General features: G+C 60.0%; 29 protein-coding genes. 9 read left to right on the forward strand and 20 right to left on the reverse strand.

Annotated elements, in window-relative coordinates:
* Positions 1 to 217: 217 nt before the first annotated feature.
* On the forward strand, positions 218 to 697 hold the full coding sequence (locus FPV16_RS20440; protein ID WP_227440247.1) for a lipocalin-like domain-containing protein: 480 nt from the start codon (positions 218 to 220) through the stop codon (positions 695 to 697).
* 9 nt (positions 698 to 706) lie between these two features.
* Here the strand turns inward: FPV16_RS20440 and dusA are convergent, their stop codons facing one another.
* On the reverse strand, positions 707 to 1,735 hold the full coding sequence (dusA, locus tag FPV16_RS20445) for a tRNA dihydrouridine(20/20a) synthase DusA (protein ID WP_227440195.1): 1,029 nt from the start codon (positions 1,733 to 1,735) through the stop codon (positions 707 to 709).
* Between the two features lie 122 nt (positions 1,736 to 1,857).
* Between dusA and FPV16_RS20450 the strand changes: the two genes are divergently transcribed.
* The gene (locus FPV16_RS20450; protein WP_227440196.1) at positions 1,858 to 2,934 is read left to right on the forward strand and encodes a site-specific integrase; all 1,077 of its coding nucleotides are present in this window, start codon (positions 1,858 to 1,860) and stop codon (positions 2,932 to 2,934) included.
* A gap of 28 nt (positions 2,935 to 2,962) precedes the next feature.
* Here FPV16_RS20450 and FPV16_RS20455 read toward each other — a convergent pair whose 3' ends face one another.
* The 13 genes from FPV16_RS20455 to FPV16_RS20515 all read right to left on the reverse strand — a co-directional run bounded on the left by FPV16_RS20455 (position 2,963) and on the right by FPV16_RS20515 (position 11,201).
* Positions 2,963 to 4,144 carry a hypothetical protein gene (locus FPV16_RS20455; protein WP_227440197.1) on the reverse strand — a complete coding sequence of 394 codons (1,182 nt, stop codon included), beginning with the start codon at positions 4,142 to 4,144 and terminating at the stop codon, positions 2,963 to 2,965.
* Positions 4,144 to 4,953: a hypothetical protein gene (locus FPV16_RS20460; protein WP_227440198.1), complete on the reverse strand. Its 810-nt coding sequence runs from the start codon at positions 4,951 to 4,953 to the stop codon at positions 4,144 to 4,146. The genes FPV16_RS20455 and FPV16_RS20460 overlap by 1 nt, the downstream gene beginning before the upstream one ends.
* A gap of 147 nt (positions 4,954 to 5,100) precedes the next feature.
* Positions 5,101 to 5,361 carry a pyocin activator PrtN family protein gene (locus FPV16_RS20465; protein WP_227440199.1) on the reverse strand — a complete coding sequence of 87 codons (261 nt, stop codon included), beginning with the start codon at positions 5,359 to 5,361 and terminating at the stop codon, positions 5,101 to 5,103.
* Entirely contained in the window at positions 5,358 to 5,654 is a 297-nt protein-coding gene (locus tag FPV16_RS20470) for a hypothetical protein (protein ID WP_227440200.1), read from the reverse strand. Before FPV16_RS20470 ends, FPV16_RS20465 begins: the two co-directional genes overlap by 4 nt.
* On the reverse strand, positions 5,651 to 6,298 hold the full coding sequence (locus FPV16_RS20475) for a hypothetical protein (protein WP_227440201.1): 648 nt from the start codon (positions 6,296 to 6,298) through the stop codon (positions 5,651 to 5,653). The genes FPV16_RS20470 and FPV16_RS20475 overlap by 4 nt, the downstream gene beginning before the upstream one ends.
* Positions 6,295 to 6,822, reverse strand: coding sequence for a hypothetical protein (locus FPV16_RS20480; protein WP_227440202.1), 528 nt, complete (start codon positions 6,820 to 6,822; stop codon positions 6,295 to 6,297). Before FPV16_RS20480 ends, FPV16_RS20475 begins: the two co-directional genes overlap by 4 nt.
* On the reverse strand, positions 6,819 to 7,277 hold the full coding sequence (locus tag FPV16_RS20485; protein ID WP_227440203.1) for a hypothetical protein: 459 nt from the start codon (positions 7,275 to 7,277) through the stop codon (positions 6,819 to 6,821). Before FPV16_RS20485 ends, FPV16_RS20480 begins: the two co-directional genes overlap by 4 nt.
* Positions 7,274 to 8,542, reverse strand: coding sequence for a hypothetical protein (locus FPV16_RS20490; protein WP_227440204.1), 1,269 nt, complete (start codon positions 8,540 to 8,542; stop codon positions 7,274 to 7,276). Before FPV16_RS20490 ends, FPV16_RS20485 begins: the two co-directional genes overlap by 4 nt.
* A gap of 98 nt (positions 8,543 to 8,640) precedes the next feature.
* Complete coding sequence (locus tag FPV16_RS20495; RefSeq protein WP_227440205.1) at positions 8,641 to 8,991, reverse strand: hypothetical protein; 351 nt, start codon at positions 8,989 to 8,991, stop codon at positions 8,641 to 8,643.
* 172 nt (positions 8,992 to 9,163) lie between these two features.
* The gene (locus FPV16_RS20500; RefSeq protein ID WP_227440206.1) at positions 9,164 to 9,820 is read right to left on the reverse strand and encodes a helix-turn-helix domain-containing protein; all 657 of its coding nucleotides are present in this window, start codon (positions 9,818 to 9,820) and stop codon (positions 9,164 to 9,166) included.
* Positions 9,821 to 10,354: 534 nt separating this feature from the next.
* Positions 10,355 to 10,504 (reverse strand): hypothetical protein, encoded by a 150-nt coding sequence (locus FPV16_RS20505; protein ID WP_227440207.1) that lies wholly within the window; start codon positions 10,502 to 10,504, stop codon positions 10,355 to 10,357.
* A 94-nt stretch (positions 10,505 to 10,598) separates the two neighbouring features.
* Entirely contained in the window at positions 10,599 to 10,871 is a 273-nt protein-coding gene (locus FPV16_RS20510; RefSeq protein WP_227440208.1) for a hypothetical protein, read from the reverse strand.
* Positions 10,872 to 10,934: 63 nt separating this feature from the next.
* Positions 10,935 to 11,201 carry a hypothetical protein gene (locus FPV16_RS20515; protein WP_227440209.1) on the reverse strand — a complete coding sequence of 89 codons (267 nt, stop codon included), beginning with the start codon at positions 11,199 to 11,201 and terminating at the stop codon, positions 10,935 to 10,937.
* A 74-nt stretch (positions 11,202 to 11,275) separates the two neighbouring features.
* Here FPV16_RS20515 and FPV16_RS20520 point away from each other — a divergent pair, with 74 nt between their 5' ends.
* From FPV16_RS20520 to FPV16_RS20545, 6 genes are all read left to right on the forward strand, one after another.
* Positions 11,276 to 11,500, forward strand: coding sequence for a helix-turn-helix domain-containing protein (locus FPV16_RS20520; RefSeq protein WP_227440210.1), 225 nt, complete (start codon positions 11,276 to 11,278; stop codon positions 11,498 to 11,500).
* A 157-nt stretch (positions 11,501 to 11,657) separates the two neighbouring features.
* Positions 11,658 to 12,086, forward strand: a complete 429-nt coding sequence (locus tag FPV16_RS20525; protein ID WP_227440211.1) for a hypothetical protein — start codon at positions 11,658 to 11,660, stop codon at positions 12,084 to 12,086.
* 385 nt (positions 12,087 to 12,471) lie between these two features.
* Positions 12,472 to 13,137, forward strand: coding sequence for a hypothetical protein (locus FPV16_RS20530; protein WP_227440212.1), 666 nt, complete (start codon positions 12,472 to 12,474; stop codon positions 13,135 to 13,137).
* A complete protein-coding gene (locus FPV16_RS20535) occupies positions 13,134 to 13,898 on the forward strand; it encodes a hypothetical protein (protein ID WP_227440213.1) in 765 nt (254 codons plus the stop codon). The genes FPV16_RS20530 and FPV16_RS20535 overlap by 4 nt, the downstream gene beginning before the upstream one ends.
* Positions 13,899 to 14,105: 207 nt before the next feature.
* A complete protein-coding gene (locus tag FPV16_RS20540; RefSeq protein ID WP_227440214.1) occupies positions 14,106 to 15,647 on the forward strand; it encodes a DnaB-like helicase C-terminal domain-containing protein in 1,542 nt (513 codons plus the stop codon).
* A gap of 39 nt (positions 15,648 to 15,686) precedes the next feature.
* Positions 15,687 to 16,400 carry a transcription termination/antitermination NusG family protein gene (locus FPV16_RS20545; RefSeq protein WP_227440215.1) on the forward strand — a complete coding sequence of 238 codons (714 nt, stop codon included), beginning with the start codon at positions 15,687 to 15,689 and terminating at the stop codon, positions 16,398 to 16,400.
* Between the two features lie 186 nt (positions 16,401 to 16,586).
* On the opposite strand, the gene FPV16_RS20550 is transcribed toward FPV16_RS20545, so the two are convergent.
* Positions 16,587 to 16,829: a hypothetical protein gene (locus FPV16_RS20550; RefSeq protein WP_227440216.1), complete on the reverse strand. Its 243-nt coding sequence runs from the start codon at positions 16,827 to 16,829 to the stop codon at positions 16,587 to 16,589.
* Positions 16,830 to 16,987: 158 nt separating this feature from the next.
* Between FPV16_RS20550 and FPV16_RS20555 the strand changes: the two genes are divergently transcribed.
* Positions 16,988 to 17,197, forward strand: coding sequence for a hypothetical protein (locus tag FPV16_RS20555; protein ID WP_227440217.1), 210 nt, complete (start codon positions 16,988 to 16,990; stop codon positions 17,195 to 17,197).
* 62 nt (positions 17,198 to 17,259) lie between these two features.
* Here the strand turns inward: FPV16_RS20555 and FPV16_RS20560 are convergent, their stop codons facing one another.
* From FPV16_RS20560 to FPV16_RS20580, 5 genes are all read right to left on the reverse strand, one after another.
* Complete coding sequence (locus tag FPV16_RS20560; RefSeq protein ID WP_227440218.1) at positions 17,260 to 17,439, reverse strand: hypothetical protein; 180 nt, start codon at positions 17,437 to 17,439, stop codon at positions 17,260 to 17,262.
* A gap of 147 nt (positions 17,440 to 17,586) precedes the next feature.
* Positions 17,587 to 17,802 (reverse strand): hypothetical protein, encoded by a 216-nt coding sequence (locus FPV16_RS20565; RefSeq protein ID WP_227440219.1) that lies wholly within the window; start codon positions 17,800 to 17,802, stop codon positions 17,587 to 17,589.
* A gap of 114 nt (positions 17,803 to 17,916) precedes the next feature.
* Positions 17,917 to 18,573 carry a YoaK family protein gene (locus FPV16_RS20570; RefSeq protein ID WP_227440220.1) on the reverse strand — a complete coding sequence of 219 codons (657 nt, stop codon included), beginning with the start codon at positions 18,571 to 18,573 and terminating at the stop codon, positions 17,917 to 17,919.
* Between the two features lie 108 nt (positions 18,574 to 18,681).
* The gene (locus FPV16_RS20575; protein WP_227440221.1) at positions 18,682 to 19,056 is read right to left on the reverse strand and encodes a helix-turn-helix domain-containing protein; all 375 of its coding nucleotides are present in this window, start codon (positions 19,054 to 19,056) and stop codon (positions 18,682 to 18,684) included.
* A 24-nt stretch (positions 19,057 to 19,080) separates the two neighbouring features.
* The gene (locus tag FPV16_RS20580; protein ID WP_227440222.1) at positions 19,081 to 19,335 is read right to left on the reverse strand and encodes a type II toxin-antitoxin system RelE family toxin; all 255 of its coding nucleotides are present in this window, start codon (positions 19,333 to 19,335) and stop codon (positions 19,081 to 19,083) included.
* Positions 19,336 to 19,397 lie beyond the last annotated feature (62 nt).

Consider the following 19,397-nt stretch of genomic DNA (forward strand, 5'->3'; position numbering starts at 1 on the left):
GTCACAGGTTCAAATCCTGTCCCCGCAACCAACATCACAGACCATCTCCAGGCACCCCATACCCAAAGCCCGCAGCGCACAACGCCGCGGGCTTTGTCGTGTCCGTCACAATAGAAATACTCAGCGCATACGCAGCAAGGGTATTTTGGGTTGCACTGCTCAAAGAGGACAAGATCCGATCATGAGAGTTTCGACCCTACGACGCATCTTTCTCGGAATGTGGCTTCCGTTACTCCTGACCTCGGTGCTGCCCGGATCGGCGCAGACCGCCGGCGATGCGCGCATCACCGGTCTGTGGAAGCTCGTTTCCTACGAGGTTGAGGTTCGCTCCACCGGCAAGACAATTCCGGTCATGGGTGCCCATCCCACAGGTTTCGCGTATTTCACGCCCGAGGGGAGGGTGTTCTTCAACCTCACCGGCGAGGACCGCAAGCCTGCAGTCAGCGACAAGGAGCGCGCCGCTCTTCTCGACACCATGGTTTCCTATACAGGCCGGTTCACCGTCACGGGAAACCAGTGGACTGCCAAGCTCGACGCGGCGTGGAACCCTGCCTGGGTCGGCACGGAACAGACGCGGTCTTTCGAGATCGATGGGGTACGCCTCCGTGTCCTGACTCCGTGGCGCGTCATGCCGAACTGGGCCGAGGAGGGTGAGACCCGCAGCATTGTCACCTTCAAGCGCGCGACCGACAGTTAAAGTCAGCGCTCACGCCGCCTGAACGGCAGTTCTTTCGAGATTCTCTCTGGAGACCTGAGCCACCGCCTCGCGCAGGGTCGAAAGATCGGCGTCTGCGCGGGTGCCGAACGTCGACAGGTGTCGCCGATAGGCACGCGCCCCAGGCCGGCCGTTGAACAGTCCGAGCATATGGCGCGTGAGCGTGTGCAAGCGAATACCTTGTCCCAAAGCCTCAGCGATGGTCGGCGCGAAAGCCTCCACCGCTTCGAAGGCATCGGCGACAGGGGCTGTCTCGCCAAACACCAAGCTGTCCACATCGAGCAGAAGCGCCGGGTCGTTATAGGCCGCGCGCCCCATCATCACGCCGTCGACGGACACCAGTTGTGTCAAAGTGTCTTCGATAGTAGCGATGCCGCCGTTAATGGCGATCGGTAGTGAAGGCCGCTTCTGCTTCAACCGCGCCACGCGCTCATAATCGAGGGGCGGGACATCGCGGTTTTCCTTGGGGGACAGACCCTGCAGCCAAGCCTTGCGGGCATGGACGATGAGCCCGTCGACTCCCGCCGGCTCCAGGGCATCGACCAGTGAATCCAGGGCGAGCTCCGTATCCTGATCGTCGACCCCGATGCGGCACTTCACCGTTACTGGCACCAAGACGGCGGTCTTCATGGCCGCCACGCACTCGCCGACGAGGCTCGGGTCGCGCATGAGGCAGGCACCGAAGCGGCCATCCTGGACCCGGTCCGAGGGACAGCCGACGTTCAGGTTGACCTCGTCGTAGCCGAACCCCTCCGCGATGCGCGCCGCCTCGGCGAGATCGCCCGGCACCGAACCGCCGAGTTGGACTGCAACCGGATGTTCTGCCTCCGAAAACCCAAGCAGACGCGCCCTGTCGCCGTGAAGGACCGCATTGCTGGTCACCATCTCGGTATAGAGCCGTGCACGGCGCGACAGAACGCGATGGAACGACCGGCAATAGCGGTCGGTCCAATCCATCATCGGCGCAACCGAAAAGCGGTACGGACTGAATTCGTTGGATTTTTTAACGGCGTCAGACACTTCGCTGCCATTTCATGCTGTACCCGGTCCCACTGAAACGGGCTCGATACGCCTAAATCGTTGTCCACTTTACAGCATTGCTGTAGGAGTTCGACCCATGCTGTAACCGGCTGTGGGGCGCCATGGGGACCATTCTTGAGCGGAAGCGGCGGAACGGTTCCACCGGATACCACGCGCAGATCGCCGTCCAAAGAGATGGGGTCAGCCACAGGGAGACCAAGACCTTCGACAGGCGCCCGGCCGCCGCTGCCTGGATTACCAAGCGCGAGCATGAGCTATCGCAGCCAGGTGCTCTCGATGCCGCTAAGGGCAACGATCCGACCTTAGGGGAGGTGATTGACCGCTACACCGCCGAGTCGCGACGCGTTCCGGGAAAGACGAAGGTCCAGGTGCTGCGCACCATCAAGACGTTCGACATTGCCGGGATCTCCTGTTCCGCCGTGACGAGCGCCGACGTGGTGAAGTTCGCTCATGATCTGTCAGTGGGGAGGAAGCCACAGACCGTGGGCAACTATCTGGCCCATCTCAGCAGCGTGTTCGCAATCGCCAAGCCCGCGTGGGGCTACCCGCTCGACGCATCGCAGATGGAGGCGGCCCAGAAGGTCGCGAAGCGGCTGGGCCTCACGGCTGGGTCGGAGAAGCGGGATCGCCGACCTACGCTTGCCGAGCTCGATCAGCTCATGAAACATTTCGGCGAGGTGCGGGACCGTCGACCCAGCGCCATGCCGATGCAGCGCGTCATTGCTTTCGCGCTGTTCTCGACGCGCCGGCAGGAAGAGATCACACGGATCACCTGGGCGGACCTTGACGAGGCTGGCTCACGGGTTCTGGTGCGGGACATGAAGAATCCCGGTCAGAAGATCGGGAACGACGTGTGGTGCGAACTGCCGCCGGAAGCCTTGCGCATCGCTCTGGCAATGCCTCGCACCCATTCCAGCATCTTTCCCTATACGACGGATGCGATTTCAGCCGCGTTCACGCGGGCTTGCGCCTTTCTTGGCATTGAGGATCTGCATTTTCACGATCTACGCCACGAGGGCGTCTCTCGGCTGTTCGAGATGGGGCGGACCGTGCCGCTGGCTGCTTCAGTGTCGGGTCACCGGTCTTGGCAAAGCCTACAGCGCTATACTCATATTAGGATAGCAGGTGACAAGTATTCAGGGTGGACGTGGCTTACATCTACAACTATACAAATGTAATTTTTGTTAAACAAGTGCTTTATCGAATTTATTTCGTTTGTAATACTTTTTTTATTTCTTCTACCGATTTTAACGCTCTCAGCACAGAGCTTCTCCTAATAAATCCATTGAGTTGATGCCGAATAACATTGTATGATCCCAATCTTATTGATAGTGCAACTATCAATCTCTCTTTTCCCGGGGGGAACACAAACCTCATGATTTCTGCGATAATAGAGGCAACTTGGAATGCGCCGTCGGAATGATTACGTATCATGCTAGGTTTTTTATTCCGAAGTAAAGCAATTGCCCGATTAGCAAATCCGGACTTGTCTTCGTAGTGATCAATGACATAGCTATAGATATCAGGTTTATTAATGTACATCTCTAAGAGGTATGCAACGCGTCCCTCCTGATTTTTCAAAGAAAGCAGTCTTGCAAGTTCATCGCTGATTTGTGCCTCAAGAGCTAAACGATCGTATTCGTCGTCGATGTTATTATGTCGTCCATATTTGATTGCTACGTTTCGATTAGTTGATAAACGAGCCAGTTCAAGAATATTACGGACATCAACACGGTATTGCTTGCTTCCTACCTGTTCCGGTTTGAACACCTCATCGGAAAAATAGATATCGATATCGTTATGGACGTTAATGATTATTTGTGGAAGGGCGGATAAATCCATTCCGTCTTCAAACGGGTCTGAGTCTATTAAAGCTCTTGCTAATTCACGTGCTATTGGCAGGCAAATGAAAGCTGATATAAACCAGCGTGCAGCCGCATCCTCGTTGCCAAGTTCCTTGGATTTACGCTGGAACAATAATCGACCTTCTTGATATGCCACATCATAATTGCGGCAAAATATAGCTAGATTAAGTTTAAGTGCCGATGCGGTAATTGTATTAAGCCAGCCTGCGATGATAGGTGATAATTCAGTCCTTGTTCCGGCTATTGCTTGACCATCTAGGCCTATCAAGGAGAACACCTCGTTTTGCCCCAATGCTAATTTTCGGGGGGTTCTTAATATTTGCATTCGGCCTACTTCTGCAATTTGTGAGAAGCCATTGATCTTACGCTTGCGGTTGACGGTAGGAGTATACAAAGAATTATAAAGTCGCCCAAATCGAGCGATTGGTATGGCAAATCCCGGCCCACTTGAGTGAACTACAAGGGCCGAGGTGATCTCGGCCGATTTAATAGCATCATAGAGGGCGGAGTTGTTATTGTTCATCACAGCCATCCAAGGTCTTTATATATTGCTGTTACCATGTTTTGTATCATAAAATGATTTTCTCCTGGACGCGAGCAAGACGTCCAGGGATATTCATCTACTCGAATTTTCAAACTACGAAGTTTTCCTCCGATGTCGGACTGCTGCCCTAGGGTTTCTGGCAATATTACTGCTCTAACTGATTTCGCCAGGGAAATTGGATCTGCAAAGACTATTTCTGGAGTCGAGAGGCGATCATCCAACCGGACATTCCCATGCCCTCCACTTTTTATTAATGAAGCATACGATTCGGCTTCAAAATCGCCGGGTGGTACTGTGAAAGTACTACCCGGACGATTTTGGAAGAAATTTTCAGGCGTTGAAAAAACTGCCTCAATGAGGCGGGCGGCTGAGGCCGTGTTGGGCGTAAGTAAAAAATCAAACAATGGCATGTATGGATGCAGATGATCATCCATTACACCGGCGCAAAATGCACCGCTATCAAAGCCAAATACGTATTTAGGCGGCGGTATATCGTGAGGATCGAGTATAAAAACCGTAGGATACAAGCTTGTCAAATTGGCTGGAACAAATGACTCTTTATGCCTGTAGGCTGCTCGTCCGTAAAATGCATAAATAACCTCTTCCTCCAGCACATCGCATTTATCTTGAGACTTAATCACCCCGTTTTCGATTATATCTCTCAGGGTGTAAGCGCTCGTAATATGCGTCAACCCAAGTGTTTTTTTTGCAACTGGTAAGCGGTCAACATACTCGGCGAAGTTTGTCCGGTCCGGCCGGCTGACCCGCGTGCGTAAATCTCTTGCCACAGTCCGCCTACTCGACGTTCATGTTGAGACACACCATCACAGGCGCGAACTTTGAAGGCGCTGATAGCACTGGTCGGCTGTGAGTTCTACACCAGCGGTTGAACGCGTCCGTTTGACGTTGGCTAGCGCTTAGACGGCGGGATGATGCTACCGGCAGAGTTGGGAACACTCCTTCCTTGCCGCCTCGGCGCGATCATCGATCCAACGCGCCAAGTCGTTGAGGTGGACGCCCTTCGCGCAGCGCTCGCTTGATTCCATTCGGACGAGGGGCAAGGCGATGGCGCCGGCTGAGATCTTCCGGACCAGTTTCTCTGGCGTCAGGTGCGAGAAGTAGTCCTTGCACACCTTATCGATCGGGATCACGGCAGCGCCGCTGTACTGCGCCATGAGGAGGAAAGCGGTGTTCATGTCGCGTGGTCCTTTTTGCTGGCCCAAGCCGGGTGCTCCCCCGTTGGCCCGAATAGGTCCGGCAGCGCGGCCGTGACGGCGCGATGGATCTCGTTGAGGCGATCGTTCTCGCGGTCGCCGGCCGCATCTCGTTCGTCCTGGTCCGCCAGAACCTGATCCTCTTCAGGGACCAGGTCGCCGTAGAGGTATCCCTGAAAGGCAAGGTCCACGGCGAGCAGGCCGATCTCGTCGCGCTGGCTCGCCGGCAGTCGCATCCACGCAGTGCGGACGTCGTCGATGGTCGGGACCCTCATGGCACGCCTCCGTCGAGGAGCATCGTGAGTTCAGCCGCTCGGGCCTGCGCGATGGCGTATGCGGGCTGATAGTCCGCCTCGAACTCGGCCTCGTCGGCGAGCCACCATTGCAGGTGCGACCGGAGCGCAAGGGCATCGAGGCGGCTGACGCACGGAGTGGTCAGCATCTCATTCAGCGCGGTCTGCATTGCGGATTGAGCGTCGAGGACCGCATTGAGGTCGACGTTCTCGTCTGGCGCGACCTGGAAGGCGTCATATGCTGCTCGGTGCGCCGAAACAGCCTCGGAAACAGTCGGTCGATTCGCGCTGACAACTTGTTCGTGTAGCTCGGCTTTTCCGCGCTGAAGGGCCGAAAAACGCAATGTGGATTCACACCCCTCCAGGGCGGCCCCGATACGCTCGAAGCCATCGGTGTATTCCTCATATCGGACGTAGTGCGCGACAAGGGCCTGCAGGCCGCCCATCGTCACTGGCACTATGCCGTTCATGGCCCGGCGGGCGTCGAGGCACCGATCCGCTGCGAGATTGTGGGCTCGCATCGCCTCCTCGTCGTCCTCATCCAGGGTTTCGAGGATGAGGGTCAGGGCATCGTCGGCGGCGCGGTGATCCGCGATCACCGCTAGGATCGGATCGGGAGCCGTCATGGCTTTGCCCTTTCCCGCTTCGTGAAATCCCGCGCTTGATGGAGGCGAGCGACAATGGTCTCCAGCCATGAGGCGTCCTGGTTGGTCGGCCAGAACTCGTGCGCCTCGATGCGCTTCAGCAGCACGAATTCGTCGGGCCGCAGGAATTTGCCGCCGACCTTCCTCGGCAGGGCCTTGCTCTCGGTGATGCAGTGCTTGGCCACCTCCCACCACGGGATCACCTGCTCTGGGTGCCAGACGGTGAGCCCGAACCGTCGGGAGGGTGATCGCGGATGGGTGTCATCGCGACCGTCGAAGGCCGCCTCTCGGTAGGTATCGGCGTAGTTGAAGCCCTCGGCCGAGGAGAGCGGCTTGTTGACCACCTTCGCCCTTACCAGGGAGTCGGTCAGGTCGTGGAAGTCGGTGCCGGCCGAGGCGAGCGTCCGCCCAATCGCTCGAACCGTTGACACCACCTCCCCGTCGTTTTCGCTGCCGAGGAGCGGGAGAAGCTTGATCAGCTTCGGCTGAATGGAATGGGGGATCATGACGCTCCCCCTTCCGTGAACAGCACGGGCTGCTTTTCCTGAGCCAAGGCCCAGACCTCGACGCAGGTTTCGTGGCCGAGGAGTTCGTAGGCCGCATGGACGAAGGCCTGCCGCTTGGCATCGACCTTCGTGGTCGCGTTGGCGTGGGTGTCCCGGATCGCCAACGCCTTCTCGGCGCGCCGTAGCTCGCCGATGCGGGCCTGAAGCGCCGGCCGGCTCCGGCGCTTCCTTTTGAGTGCGATCTCGGCCCGGACCTTCCACGACGGATCGTCGCTCTGAAAGCCGAGGGAGATCTGATCCTCGATGGCGAGGATGGCGCCATCGATCTCGTCGAGGATCGCTCGTCCCTGCTCCGAGGACTGGATGTCTTCGAGCCGGATCTCGGAGCCGTCGCGAAGGAGGAGGGTGTTCACACCGCGGATGTCGACGGTTGGAAGGAAGCGGGCGTCGCTCATGCCCCGCCACCTATTGCCACGCGTCCCACATCGCGGCGAATGCCGATCACCCTGCCGATGATCATAGATTGCAGCTGTTTCTCAGAGAAGGGTCCCTCGCTGGCGTAGATGATGCCGCCAGCCTTCTGGCGCCTTTCGAGCATGCCCGGACCTTGCGGCCGGTTGATCGGATCGGCGGACCACGTCGTGCTCGCAGTGTCGATCCTGCAACTGTTCGTCTGCATGATGCTGCAGCGCTCGCCGCTTGGATCGTGTTTAATAAGGAACAGGATACCCCGTTCCAGGGCCGTCTTATTGATGTCGACCAATGCGATATCACCGGCTCGCAGGACCGGATAATTGAAGGCATCCCCGACGACGTATTCGATGCATCCCTCTGGCGCTTCGTCATAGAGACGGAGGTCTCCCGGAGCGTAGCCGAACGCATCGCGGACTTCGGTGGGCGTGTAGATACCCTGAATGCGATGAAGCTTCTCGATTTGCCGGGCATCCTTGAACCCACGACGCCCCGTCACCGGGTCGAATAGCTCGATTTGAGGAATGAGCTCGCTGTCTGGATGCGGGTCGAGAAATACCGGATTGAAGCTGTTTCCGATGTGCCAGACGCTGGGATTTCCGCCGGGCTTGAAATAGGCCACAGCGAAATCCCGTGGTGCCGGCGATATGGGCTCGACAACGATCGCGCTGCCGGGCGGCATATGAACACCGGCGCCGGCATCACCAACTAGCAGTCCGTAGGCGTCAGGGTGCGAGCCCTCAGCGCACTGAACGCGCCCCATTTCCGGGTCGACGTCCTCGGGGGAAACAGGTTCTGGCCCGTCGGCCGGCGGCTCGACATGCGACAAGAGGGGTGACTGGGCGATGAGGCTGGCGACAACGTGCTCGTCGTCGGAAATCGGCACTTCCTGATGCTCATGATACTCGACGGCGAAGCGTGCTAGCTCGCGGCAACCCGCGGCGGTCTGCGGGACCGTCTCAAGCAGAACGCCCCGGCAGTAATCTGCAAGCCGCCGAAGCGCATTCATCCTTGTGTCTTCATCCACGCCGGGGGCGAAGGCCGCATCGGCGAGGGAGAGAAGCCGGCGGCCCTCTTCGATTACAGCGATGATAGGATCGACGCTGTCGGCCGGCGCAGCTTTTTCGGTGAGTTCTGTCGTCAGCAGCTTCGTCGCAGCCGCATCGAGATCACGTTCGTCGAGGGCATCCGTCGTAAACGCCTGGGCTTCAGACACAGGGGTGCGATCAACGCAAAGGCGCTGTTCCATGACTTCATCTCCGTGGGTTGGGTGGAGGCCCTCGACGGCTATTCAGACCTGCGTGGGCCGCTTGAAACGGACGCCTCGGTGAGCGCGTCCGTGACCTCTTAAATCTCGGGTTCTTCAGGCACGCTCTCGTGGTCGTCGTGCATGCACAGCGTGAGCGTGACCGAAGGGGTGAGCAGCGTGTGCGCGGCCAGGATAATGGTGCCGGTCTCCACGTCATGCGTGTTCGACGTGTAGAGGCCGCTTCGGACCATCAGGAAGAGGGTGGTGTTGATCTCGCCGCCGCACTCCTCCTCCGACAGGCCAAGCCAGTCCTGCAGGTGCTTGAACAGGGCGAAGGGGCTGATCGGGCCGGCGAGATGCGCCGTGTGCCGGATCGCCTCTGCCAGCAGTGCGCTACGCCCCTCGGGCTCGCCGATCTGGGAACGGGGGAAGGTGACCATGTTCGTCATGGTCAGGCCTCGCCAAAGGTGGCGGCGTTGCCGATCGCCCAGGCAATGGCGAGCCTGCAAATCGGAAGGAAAGGGTAGGCGTTCGCGAGCATGGTTCGGCTCCACCGCTATAGGCGATGAAGCAATCTAGCGCTAAACGCTATGCATTGGCAAGCGGTTCTAGCGAGAAAAGCTATTTGCCTGGATCGGCCATCTGTTTCCGCATAGCGGGATTGTTCATAATGGCGACGGTCACCTGCGCCAGGTTGAAGGGTTTTAAGCCTTCAAGCGGAGGAAAATGAGCATTGTGAAGATCAACCGCACCAGGAGTTTTACTTGGTGCAACAACGCCCATGAATTGATCCTCTTCCTTAGTGCTAACTAAACAGAAGCGCCCATAAAATCCAGAATAATCCATTTCTCCCTTGTCGTTAAGGCACTCCTCCTCTGTGGCCCAAGTTAGCCCCAACAAATCGTTATCTTTGAAGTATGGATAGAGGGCATTTCCTCTCACCTCTACCCAAATCATGTCCAAATCCTCGAATACATTGCTGTTTAGATGCCAAGTTCTGACCTTGTTATCATCAAATGGATCAACCTCGCCACCTAAGTGGATCTCTCCGGAAACCGATATAGTGGTTACACGCCGGACTTGCGGTAGGAGATCCCACTCATCTACGCCTAGAGCTTGAGAAAGCTTGTCCGTCCAGGTGAAGTCGAGCCTCGTGACGCCACGCTCTAGCTTGGAAATCGTCGTCCAATGAACGCCAATGGCGTCCGCCAGCTGTTGCTGGGAAAGCCCCTTCGCGCGGCGTTGTTCGGCGATACGGTTCGGTCTGGTCGTGCGCATATAGCTAAATTCTCATACCTGCAGCGCCGCCTCTATCCCCAGAGGCGCTAAGACTGGCTTGGCAATCCTAGCGAGAAACGCTATGTAGCTAGCGATTCAGGTTGGGAACGCAGATGGTTCAGCCCATTTCGCCTCGGGATTGGCGGCAAAGTCAGAGCCTCTCGCTAGAGGCAGCTGCGGTGCGCCTTGGAGTTTCCGGGAAAAACCCGGCTCGTACTTGGCAGCGCTGGGAAACCGGCCAGTACGCAGCGCCACTTGGCGTTATCATCGCCGTTGAGCAGATGAGTGGTGGCCGGGTAACCCCGACCTCATGGGCGGAGACTAGGCGTCGGTACTCTGAGGGCCGAACCTGATGCCCTCCTCACAAGCTCATACGCATCAGGGACAGGCTTACCTGCCCCAGCAGGGCCACGGCCGGTGTCCCGTTTGCTATCTTGCAGCGACCGAAGCCGCAGTTGTCCAAGCTTTCCGTCGTGCTCGACCGATCAACGACCGTAAATTGATGGTCACTCCGCGCATCGGGATGGGAGCCCTTCACGACCACACCCGCAAGATGATCAGTAGCCCCACCGGCACCACGAACATCAGTCCAATCGCCCACTGGATCTCGCTCCGGGCGCGCTTCAGTTCGCCTTCCAAGGTGGCGATACGCGCTTCCAGGGCACGAAACCTTGCTTCGTCCATTCGTCGCTCCCTCGCTTCGGCTCGTACTCCGCTGGTGGCGCCAGGCCGGCCGGTTGTTTATGCAGATGCTTGGTCTCCAAGAACTCATTCTGTCTCAGCATCCCATTCGCATCAGAGCGTCGCCCACGCTGTGGAGCAGGCGCGCCGCGCCGGTGCCGTCTGGTGCTCGTCCTCGGTCGTCGAGACGGTTCGCCAACCGCTCCAGCACCTCCCGTCTATCCATTCCGGGCAGAGCGCTGGCCAAGTCAACCATCAGTACCGCCAGGGCATCCACGACGGTCTCGGCCGTCACGCTGTCGGCACCGGCGTCACCCGTTCCAGGATCTCCGGTGCGATAGGCAGCGGGCCGTTCGCTCAAAGCGTCCATGGTGTCAGCGTGCTGGCGGAGGGAGTGGGATTTGGAACGCAACAACACAAGCGTTCGCCCGGATTAGCCACGCGTGATCGGTTCGATCCGCCACGCCTTCGTCTGTTCCGCCAGGGCAGCGAAGGCCAGATGCAGGTCGCTCATGCCGAACGGGACAATCTCGGTGGTGGTCACCGAATCCGCCTCGATGCTGACCCTCGCATGCCCCCGGCAGCCAGTACGGCTGAAGGCGAACTCGATCTCCAGTGTCTCCCCACCGAGATCGACGTCCAACTCCCTCTCGATGCTGTCCAACTGGATATCGAACAGGTCTTCTTCCGACGTGCCCATCGGGGCGTTCCTTCCTCGTCGCTTGGACGTCCGTATCGATTGCCTCCTCCCTCTGCAGGGAGGCTTGCTGCCTGATGCTGCTCAAGGACTTCATGCGGTTCGAAGACTTGTCCGACGCGGAGATGGCCGAGAAGATCGGCGACATCACCGAGTACGGCGTGAGGAAGCTGCGCTTCCGGACCCGTGGTCCCTCGGTGCGGGTTGCCGCCCGTATCGAGGAGGTCACCGGCGGCAGGGTTAGATCCGCTGACCTGCAGCCGCTGACGAACCGCCGCGCTCCCGCGGAGGCCGTGTCGTGATTGTTTCCGCTCGTTCCATCCTGTTCCTGCCGTCCGCGCTCTCCCGCCAAGGCGCCGCGTCCGTCAGCCTGTCCTTCGTTCCGACCCCCAACGTCGCTTCTCATCCTCTGGTCTCCCGTCGTGGTCGAACACCACAAGACCAGAGGAGCCACCCGAGATGTTGGGCAAGTCACCCGAGAACGCGGGTAAATCACCCAAGGCCCGCGAGGCTGTCGCCATGAGCTCTCAGGCCGAGGCCCGGTATCTGGTGGAGTTGATCGCGGGCCCCATGCGGCTCGGCGAGAACGTGAAGGCTGCGCTCTCCCGTGTGGCCCGCACCACGGGACTGAACGACCGCCGGGTGCGGGGCATCTGGCACAATGAAGCCCGCTCGATCCGCTCCGAAGAGATGGATCGCCTCAGACAAGCAGCGCGAGACGCTCGTGCAACGGAGCAGGCGCGCAATGAGCACAGGTCCGTCCTTTCCCTCCTCGCCACCGCCGACGCGGCCCTGGGCCTTCCGGGCCCGGACGTGGATCGCTCGGATGATCCTGCGCTGGGCTTCGGGCCTGGCGATCATGATCGCCCCCTGGATCAGGGACACTGAGCGGTGATCCCACTGACCCACGCCCAGCCGCCGCCGGCCTGACCCGCTCGTAGCGCTTCGCCGTCCTCATCCCTCACGCCCGAACACGGCGCTCCCGAACCTTGGAGCTTTGGCCGATGCCCCTTGCTGTCTCGTCACACCCCATACCCGAGCGCGTGAAGGCGTATCGGAGCGCCCTTTTCGATCGCTGGGTCGACGCCAAGCGGCGCGCTCATCAGAGCGAGGACATCGCCGACCATCGCGCGGCGGTCGACGCCTACACCGTTTTCATGCGGGCGCATCTGGCATCAGACGAACGGACGCAGCTCGACCTCGAGGATGAGATTGCGCGGCTCACCGTCGAGAATGGCAGACTGCGAGCCCGCGTTCGCGGAGGAGGACCATCATGACATTCACGTTCGATGATTCGGATCCAGATTTTACGCCGGGCTTGGACGACATCTTTCTGCACAGCGCGATGCTGCGGGATTTTGAAGTGCAGATTCTGGATGATCGCTCGTTTCGCTGCTTGATGAACCTTGTTCGGCTCTGTGCCGCCGCGCGAGCCTGGACATACACCGCCCCTGAACCTGGAGGGTGGGTCCATGCCGGCGATGAAGGGCTAGCTCGCGCGGTAGGAGTGAGCCGCAGCCTGTGGCTCTCGAAGATTAAACCAGCGCTCTTGCCCTTCCTCGAAATCAAAGATGATCAGCTCCGCGTAGCTCGCGACTGGTTCCTGACGCGGACGGAGCGGGAGAGACAACTTTCCATGCGCCGCAGCCAATTGATCCACCCGGGCATTTTCTCAAACGAAGCCTTCGTGTCGGTCTCTACCTCCGCACGTGTTCTGCTTCTTGGGCTCGGTACCCTAGCGGACGAAGCGAAGCGGTTCCCGTGGAACGAGGACGTCATCGTAAGCGCATTGGCGATGCCGAACGCCGCTGCAGAATTGGCTGAGCTGGAAACGGCGTCTTTAATCGCTCGGGAAGGGCGGCAGGGGGTGATCCTCTTCGATTATGGCTTTGGTAGCGGCAACGACGGCAACTCTGGCGACAGTGAGGACACGCTATGAGCCGCTGGTTTCGCCATTACGCGGGCCTCACCACTGATCCAAAGTTCGGAGGTGTTGCGCGCCGCTCAAAGGCTTCCCGAGAACGTGTTGTCTTCGTGTGGTGCTGTTTGCTGGAGAGCGCTGCGGAGGTGAACGAGGGCGGACGGTTCGCGATCGATGCAGATAGCATTGCCGACGTGCTGTCCTGCGAGACGGCCGAGGTTCAAGCGATTCTCGACCAGATGGAAGCAAGCGGACTTCTCGCCGACTCGAGGGTAGGAAAATGGGCGGACCGCCAGTTTGAGAGCGATACGTCCGCGTCACGGACACGTCGCTATCGAGAGAAGAAGCGTCACGGAGACGATACTGTGACGTCACGCGACGGCGGTGTGACGCCCCCAGAGACAGAGACAGAGACAGATACAGAATTAGCTCTGGTAGAACCACCTGAGCCTCTTCCTGAAAAACCTGAGACTGACACTCGCACCGCCGCTTCGCGATCGGTGCCGGGAGCGAGCCGATATTTTTTCGAGAGCGGCGTCATCCGGCTGACTCAGCCCGATTTCCTGAAATGGGAAGCGGCGTTCCCAAACATCAGCCTCCGGTCCGAGCTCACCGGGCTGACCGGTTGGGCCGGCGAGCAGGCCAACTGGTTCTTTGCCGTGCCCGGTGCCCTGGCCAAGCGAGAACGGGAGGCGCGGCTCGCGGCAGAGCAGTTCAGACTTGAGGCTAAGGCGAAGGCCGAGGCGCCGCGACCAAAGCCCTATGGCTACGTGCCGTGAGATCGGTCGATGAGATCCTTCGCGAATTCGGGATCCTCCTGCGATCGACATCCCCCGGCCGACACTACGCGATCTGCCCTCGATGCTCGGTCACCGCCAAGCACGCAGCCAACCGCCGACGCCGATCCCTTGGCGTCACGATCGACGCCGGTGGCGTCGGGTTTCGATGCCTCAACTGCGATCTGAGCGGCGGGAAGTATTTCAGCGATGACCCTCAACCCAACGGCAATCGCCTGGCTCGAAAGCCGGGCCCTCGACAGCGAGACCGCCTCACGTTTGGGGATCTACAGCGCCAAGCGCGCTCAGGGTGGCGATCCGGTTCCTGATGCCGCCGGCAACATCCTGGTCTTCCCGTACCTCGACGGTGGCGAGGAGGTGAACGCCAAGTACCGGGGGCGGGATTCGGCCGGCAAGAAACGGTTCTGGCAGCGTGCCGGTGCCCGCAAGACGTTCTTCAATGTCGCCGTCCTCGACGACCCGGCCGTTCAGAACGGTCAGGCACCGGTGGTCATTACCGAGGGCGAACTGGATACGGTCGCCGCCGTCCAGTCCGGCCATCCCTTCACCGTCTCGGTGCCGGATGGCGCCCCGCCAGCTCGTGACGAGCAGGGCAACATCGTCGTGGTGCCAGACAATGCCGACGACGTGGTGCCCGAACACGACGACAAGTACCGCTACGTCTTCAACAACTGGGACCGCCTGAAGCGGGTGAAGCGGTTCGTCCTTGCCGTCGACAACGATGAGCCGGGCCGCCGCCTCGGACAGGAGCTCGCCCGCAGGCTTGGCCGCTCCCGGTGCTGCCTCGTCAGCTATCCGGCAGAGCCCTGCGTGGCGGATACAGACGGCGTGCTCCGGCCGGTGAAGGATCTGAACGAGGTGCTCCAGCATTTCGGGGCGGACGCGGTCATGGCCTGCATCGAACAGGCGAAGCCCTTCCCGGTGAAAGGCCTCTACAAGCTCTCCGACTTTCCGGAGCGTCCGCCACTCCTTGCCCTAACCACAGGATTCCGCGAACTCGATCTCCACATGCGGCTTTACCGCGGGGCGTTCGTCGTCGTTAGCGGCCTACCTGGTGGCGGCAAGACCGCCCTAATGACCCAGATCGCGATGAACATGGCGACGGGGCACAACTGGCGGATCGCCATTGCCTCCTTCGAGATGCATGTCCGTCCGATCCTGGAGAACATGCTGCTCGGCTTCATGCTCCAGAAGCCGCGCAACCTCTGGACCAAACCGGAATGCGACGGATGCCGGCAGTTCATCGACGAGCATTTCGTTTTCATTGCCCTCGCTCCGGACGACGAGGACACCGAGGCTGACGTCCAGTGGGTGATCGACAGGGCCGCCGACGCCGTGGTCCGCGAGGGCATCTCCATGCTCCTCCTCGATCCCTGGAACGAGGTCGAGCACAAGCGCCGGCCCGGCGAGAACGTCGCCGATTACACCAACAGGGCCATCCGTCTGCTGAAGCGGTTCGCGCACAGCTACGACGTTTGCACGGTCGTCGTGGCTCACCCGACGAAGTCTTCCGGCCTCTCGGTCCGGAATGGCGAGCCGATGTCCCTCTACGACATCGCCGACGGTGCGACCTGGGCGAACAAGGCCGAGATCGGTGTGGTGATCCACCGAGCCTCTCCGCACGACCGCATCGCCAACGTCGGCATCCGCAAGGTCAAGTTTCACGAGACCGGTAAGATCGGGGACGTGTCCCTGATGTTCGACGACGAGCTCCGCCAGTTCGTGGCCTGAGCCGCGGATGCACCCAATTCGATTCCAAGGGAGAACTCCATGGCTCGCAGCAAGGGCAAGCGACAGCGCGAGCGGGAGCGCCGGCAGCGTCGCGACGAGCGAAGGGCGGAGCGCCGCGCCTCCTCGGGCACCGGTGCAAGCTTCGGCATGGGGCAATCCGCACCGAGCGCTCGTAGCGCGGCCGATCCCATCTGCGGTGTGGCCTCGCCCACGATCGATCCGACCCTGTGCTGGTACATTGCCAAGACCACGCCTCGCATGGGCGTGCGGGCCCTAGAGGCGTTGCAGGCAGCGGATGTGGTGACCTATCAGCCTCGCGCTTCGGAAGTCGTCGTACGCCGCGGCCGCCGTGTCGTCCGCCGCACGCCGATGCTCATCCGCACGGTCTTCATCGGCGTGAAGGATGCGGGCCACCTTGCCATGGCCAAGGATCGGCCGGGCGTCGCTGAGATTGTCTGCTATCCGGTCGAGGATAAGTCGCTGGAGGGCAATGTCTCCGGACCGGTGCTCAAGCCTGCCCAACTCGATGCCGTGGGCCTGCAGCGGTTCGTAGACCGCATCGCCAAGGGCGAGATCGTAGAGCCGGTCGGGATCAAGATCGGTCAGGGCGTGATGGTAATCGACGGGCCGTTCGCCTCGTTCCCTGCCACTGTGGAGCGGATCCTGCCGGATGATCGAATTGCCGTGTCCGTTTCTCTGTTTGGGCGGCCCTCTTCCATCGAATTGAACATTGCGCAAGTCCAGCTGTTGTAGTAGTCCGAATCACTGAACGGTCGCCGCTGTACTCTCCCGCCAGGGGATCGATGTTAAGCCGCGACGGAGATGGGTCAGACCGCTTCTCCACTTTGTAGGCTGGTTCCATAGCCCTGACCCCATTGGGGTACTGCTTCGAAAAGGCGTCGCCATTGATTTTTTAGTCTGTGTCTTCGCCCGGAAAACTCACTTATCGCGGTCGACCGACGTCGGCGAACGCCATTTCGCGAAGATATAAATGGCGGCCATGATGAGCAGAATTGGCACGGTAAACCACAGCCATCCCATATCTACGTCGGTCGAACCTGCAGGGCTCGGGGCAGGCTGAGTTTTGCCCGTCGCAGTATGAGGCTGGTCAACCGACTGCGCGAATGCGCCAGTTCCAGACAGCGACCAATAAAGCAGAGTCAGTCCCTGGCGTTTTGACATCTTTGGATCCATCCGTTTGGTGTTGCACTGAAAGTGAGAGCCGCATGCGTCGTATGGTCCGCGGCTCTGCCCTGCGGCCCTTGCTGATTGCATATGGCGGATGTCCCAGACCTAACGCGCCCTACCTTCCTGATCTCGCAGCGGAAGGGACGGCACGGATGTCCTATTGGATCGAGTTCTATGACCAGGGAAACAAGATCGGTGAGACGCCGGCGCCGGGCTCGGAGGAAGAGGCCCGGGAGCATGCCAAACAGGGCCTCGTCACGCACAAGGCCGATTTTGCTCGCATCGTAGACGTAGGCGCCGAGCGTGCCGAAGTGTGGTCCGTCCATGCCGATACGGACGAAGCTCGTATTTCTAAGCCCTGATCCCGACGTTGAAACCGCGTTGGCTGGGACGGGCGCACCGCCCCGGTAGCCTCTGCAACTCGCTAGACGATCACCGCCAGGATCAGGTCGATTGCAATCGCGCCGGCCACTGCCATCCCGAGAAGGGTTATGCTGCTAACCTGATCGACCTTGTCGATGGTGTTGCCGACCAGATGCTCGGGATTATTCGCGGCGCCACCGCGCTGGGTCTGGTTAGGGTTTGACGTTATGGGGGCGTTCATGGGTCGGCTCCTGTGCGAGGGCAGAGGCAGCCCATTGGCGAACCTGAGCACCTGGGTGTCCTAGCCAAGGCCCCGAGACCGGACCCTGTTCCGCCCAGCAGCGACGCAGGTTGCCCTCACCAACAGCGATCTCACACCTGCCGGTCATCACTCCGCTGGCGCTTCATCCTGATTCAAAGCAGCCATCAGTTCGTCACCCGTCATCCAATGAACCCCGGCTGGCGAGTGTATGGCATGGGCAACCAGGCCCATTCCGACCTTCATCCGAGCAGCTTCGAGCGCCATCTCAGAGCTTTCATGCTCCTCGTGGTTCCACTGGCCGCTCGCTCGGTTGGTGTTGTCGCCCCATTGCAAGATCCACATCGCGTGCTCCTTCTTCGAGGATCAATCCTGCAATACCCCTGGCTAGTTCCGCGTACGGTGTCGGACAGTGATGGGTCGTCAACCAGACTTGCCTTCGGCCCCCTCAGCTATCCTTCAAGTTCGAACCCGATGCGTCCTTGCGAATAGCGCGGCCAGAACCGCGAGGCAGGCCGTCAATCCAGCGGGGAAGACCAAGGCGAAGATGCCGATCGCGCTGTAGACGGCGGCTCCCCCAACAGCTCCGATCAGCAGGGCCAACCAAACCGCGGCATCACCAATCCAGCCCAGCGGCGGTCCCGTCCTCGTAAAGGCAGCGGCGATCTTCTGACCGAGACTGAATAGCGCCCCAGTGACGAACGTCGTTCCTGCGCGGAAGCCTTGCACCGAGCCGAGAACCGCGTTCTGCGCACCCATGGCCAAAGCCAGGAAGAACGACACCAGGCCTAGATCAGGCAGTTGCAGCCCAAGGGCGAACGCTCCGAAGACCAGGATGGCTTCGTAGGTCAGAACGATCGTCGTCTTCCAAGGCGCGGGCGTGACGATCGACAAGCCACTGGCAATCGTCGAGCCGAGCAGGAACGTGGCGATTAAGACGGCCGGCCTTACGATGCCGTCCACCGCACCGTGAGAGATGGACACCCCCATCTGCGTGGTGTTGCCGCTCATGAACGATGTGTAGAGCCCGGTCAGCTGGATGAATCCTATCGCGTCGATGTAGCCGGCCAGCCCGGTGAGCAGCAGGCCGAAGGTAAGTTGCGACGGTCGGTTCATGTTGCGGGCCTTAGCGGGGGCACAGGGGATCAGGTCCTCTCTACCACCCGGTAGCGCGCGAGGCTCATAACCTGGAGGTCCTCGGTTCGAATCCGAGCGCCGCAACCATCACCCCACCAAGTCGTCGATGGTTAGCGATAGCGCATCGGCAATCTTCCGAAGGGTGTCCACGGTCCCCTCGCGCTTTCCCGTTTCGATCTGAGAGAGGAACGGCTTCGCGATGCCGGCTTTCTCGGCAAGCTGTTTCGCCGACAGGCCGCGATGCTCACGCCAAACGCGGACGCGGTTCTCGCCATCGAGAAGGCGGTCTACGACATCGGAGGGGATAAGCTCCTCTTCCCCGGAGGCGAGACGCTTCTCGATGCGATCGAATGCAGCGTTGTCGGCGGCATCCTCGGCTGCTTCGATAAGGGCGGCATACTCGGCCTCGGGGATGAGCACGAGACGTTCCCCCGCAGGGGTGATGATGGTCTGGGCGTTCATGGCGTCTCTCCTGTCCAAGGTAGGCTATTCGTAGGCTCCCCCTCTCGGGGCAACCTTCAGAACGGCGACGACTTCACCGGTTTCGTTGAAGAGGACGCGCCAGTCGCCGACACGAAGGCGAAGGCGGTTCTCGTGGCCCTGCAAGGTCTTGACGTTGTTCGCCAGTGAGGACGGGTCCTCGGCATACTGTTTCACCTTCGCGCGGATCAGCTTGGAGACGTTGGCCGGCATCCGGCTCAGCGTCTTGGTCGCTTCCTTGGTGTAGGTGATCTGGCGCATGATGATTGTGTAGCATATTGCTACCGTCTGAACAATAGCAAAGTGCTAATGCAGGCTGCGGG

The organism is Methylobacterium sp. W2, from assembly GCF_020662345.1.
GTDB lineage: Bacteria > Pseudomonadota > Alphaproteobacteria > Rhizobiales > Beijerinckiaceae > Methylobacterium.

Excerpts from the sequence above, each read along its gene's own strand:
- FPV16_RS20440 (WP_227440247.1), top strand. The coding sequence starts at position 218 with ATGTGGCTTCCGTTACTCCTGACCTCGGTGCTGCCCGGATCGGCGCAG.
- FPV16_RS20450 (WP_227440196.1), top strand. The coding sequence starts at position 1,858 with ATGGGGACCATTCTTGAGCGGAAGCGGCGGAACGGTTCCACCGGATAC.
- FPV16_RS20455 (WP_227440197.1), bottom strand. The coding sequence starts at position 4,144 with ATGAACAATAACAACTCCGCCCTCTATGATGCTATTAAATCGGCCGAG.
- FPV16_RS20465 (WP_227440199.1), bottom strand. The coding sequence starts at position 5,361 with ATGAACACCGCTTTCCTCCTCATGGCGCAGTACAGCGGCGCTGCCGTG.
- FPV16_RS20470 (WP_227440200.1), bottom strand. The coding sequence starts at position 5,654 with ATGAGGGTCCCGACCATCGACGACGTCCGCACTGCGTGGATGCGACTG.
- FPV16_RS20475 (WP_227440201.1), bottom strand. The coding sequence starts at position 6,298 with ATGACGGCTCCCGATCCGATCCTAGCGGTGATCGCGGATCACCGCGCC.
- FPV16_RS20480 (WP_227440202.1), bottom strand. The coding sequence starts at position 6,822 with ATGATCCCCCATTCCATTCAGCCGAAGCTGATCAAGCTTCTCCCGCTC.
- FPV16_RS20485 (WP_227440203.1), bottom strand. The coding sequence starts at position 7,277 with ATGAGCGACGCCCGCTTCCTTCCAACCGTCGACATCCGCGGTGTGAAC.
- FPV16_RS20490 (WP_227440204.1), bottom strand. The coding sequence starts at position 8,542 with ATGGAACAGCGCCTTTGCGTTGATCGCACCCCTGTGTCTGAAGCCCAG.
- FPV16_RS20495 (WP_227440205.1), bottom strand. The coding sequence starts at position 8,991 with ATGACGAACATGGTCACCTTCCCCCGTTCCCAGATCGGCGAGCCCGAG.
- FPV16_RS20500 (WP_227440206.1), bottom strand. The coding sequence starts at position 9,820 with ATGCGCACGACCAGACCGAACCGTATCGCCGAACAACGCCGCGCGAAG.
- FPV16_RS20505 (WP_227440207.1), bottom strand. The coding sequence starts at position 10,504 with ATGGACGAAGCAAGGTTTCGTGCCCTGGAAGCGCGTATCGCCACCTTG.
- FPV16_RS20510 (WP_227440208.1), bottom strand. The coding sequence starts at position 10,871 with ATGGACGCTTTGAGCGAACGGCCCGCTGCCTATCGCACCGGAGATCCT.
- FPV16_RS20515 (WP_227440209.1), bottom strand. The coding sequence starts at position 11,201 with ATGGGCACGTCGGAAGAAGACCTGTTCGATATCCAGTTGGACAGCATC.
- FPV16_RS20520 (WP_227440210.1), top strand. The coding sequence starts at position 11,276 with ATGCTGCTCAAGGACTTCATGCGGTTCGAAGACTTGTCCGACGCGGAG.
- FPV16_RS20525 (WP_227440211.1), top strand. The coding sequence starts at position 11,658 with ATGTTGGGCAAGTCACCCGAGAACGCGGGTAAATCACCCAAGGCCCGC.
- FPV16_RS20530 (WP_227440212.1), top strand. The coding sequence starts at position 12,472 with ATGACATTCACGTTCGATGATTCGGATCCAGATTTTACGCCGGGCTTG.
- FPV16_RS20535 (WP_227440213.1), top strand. The coding sequence starts at position 13,134 with ATGAGCCGCTGGTTTCGCCATTACGCGGGCCTCACCACTGATCCAAAG.
- FPV16_RS20540 (WP_227440214.1), top strand. The coding sequence starts at position 14,106 with ATGACCCTCAACCCAACGGCAATCGCCTGGCTCGAAAGCCGGGCCCTC.
- FPV16_RS20545 (WP_227440215.1), top strand. The coding sequence starts at position 15,687 with ATGGCTCGCAGCAAGGGCAAGCGACAGCGCGAGCGGGAGCGCCGGCAG.
- FPV16_RS20550 (WP_227440216.1), bottom strand. The coding sequence starts at position 16,829 with ATGTCAAAACGCCAGGGACTGACTCTGCTTTATTGGTCGCTGTCTGGA.
- FPV16_RS20555 (WP_227440217.1), top strand. The coding sequence starts at position 16,988 with ATGTCCTATTGGATCGAGTTCTATGACCAGGGAAACAAGATCGGTGAG.
- FPV16_RS20560 (WP_227440218.1), bottom strand. The coding sequence starts at position 17,439 with ATGAACGCCCCCATAACGTCAAACCCTAACCAGACCCAGCGCGGTGGC.
- FPV16_RS20565 (WP_227440219.1), bottom strand. The coding sequence starts at position 17,802 with ATGTGGATCTTGCAATGGGGCGACAACACCAACCGAGCGAGCGGCCAG.
- FPV16_RS20570 (WP_227440220.1), bottom strand. The coding sequence starts at position 18,573 with ATGAACCGACCGTCGCAACTTACCTTCGGCCTGCTGCTCACCGGGCTG.
- FPV16_RS20575 (WP_227440221.1), bottom strand. The coding sequence starts at position 19,056 with ATGAACGCCCAGACCATCATCACCCCTGCGGGGGAACGTCTCGTGCTC.
- FPV16_RS20580 (WP_227440222.1), bottom strand. The coding sequence starts at position 19,335 with ATGCGCCAGATCACCTACACCAAGGAAGCGACCAAGACGCTGAGCCGG.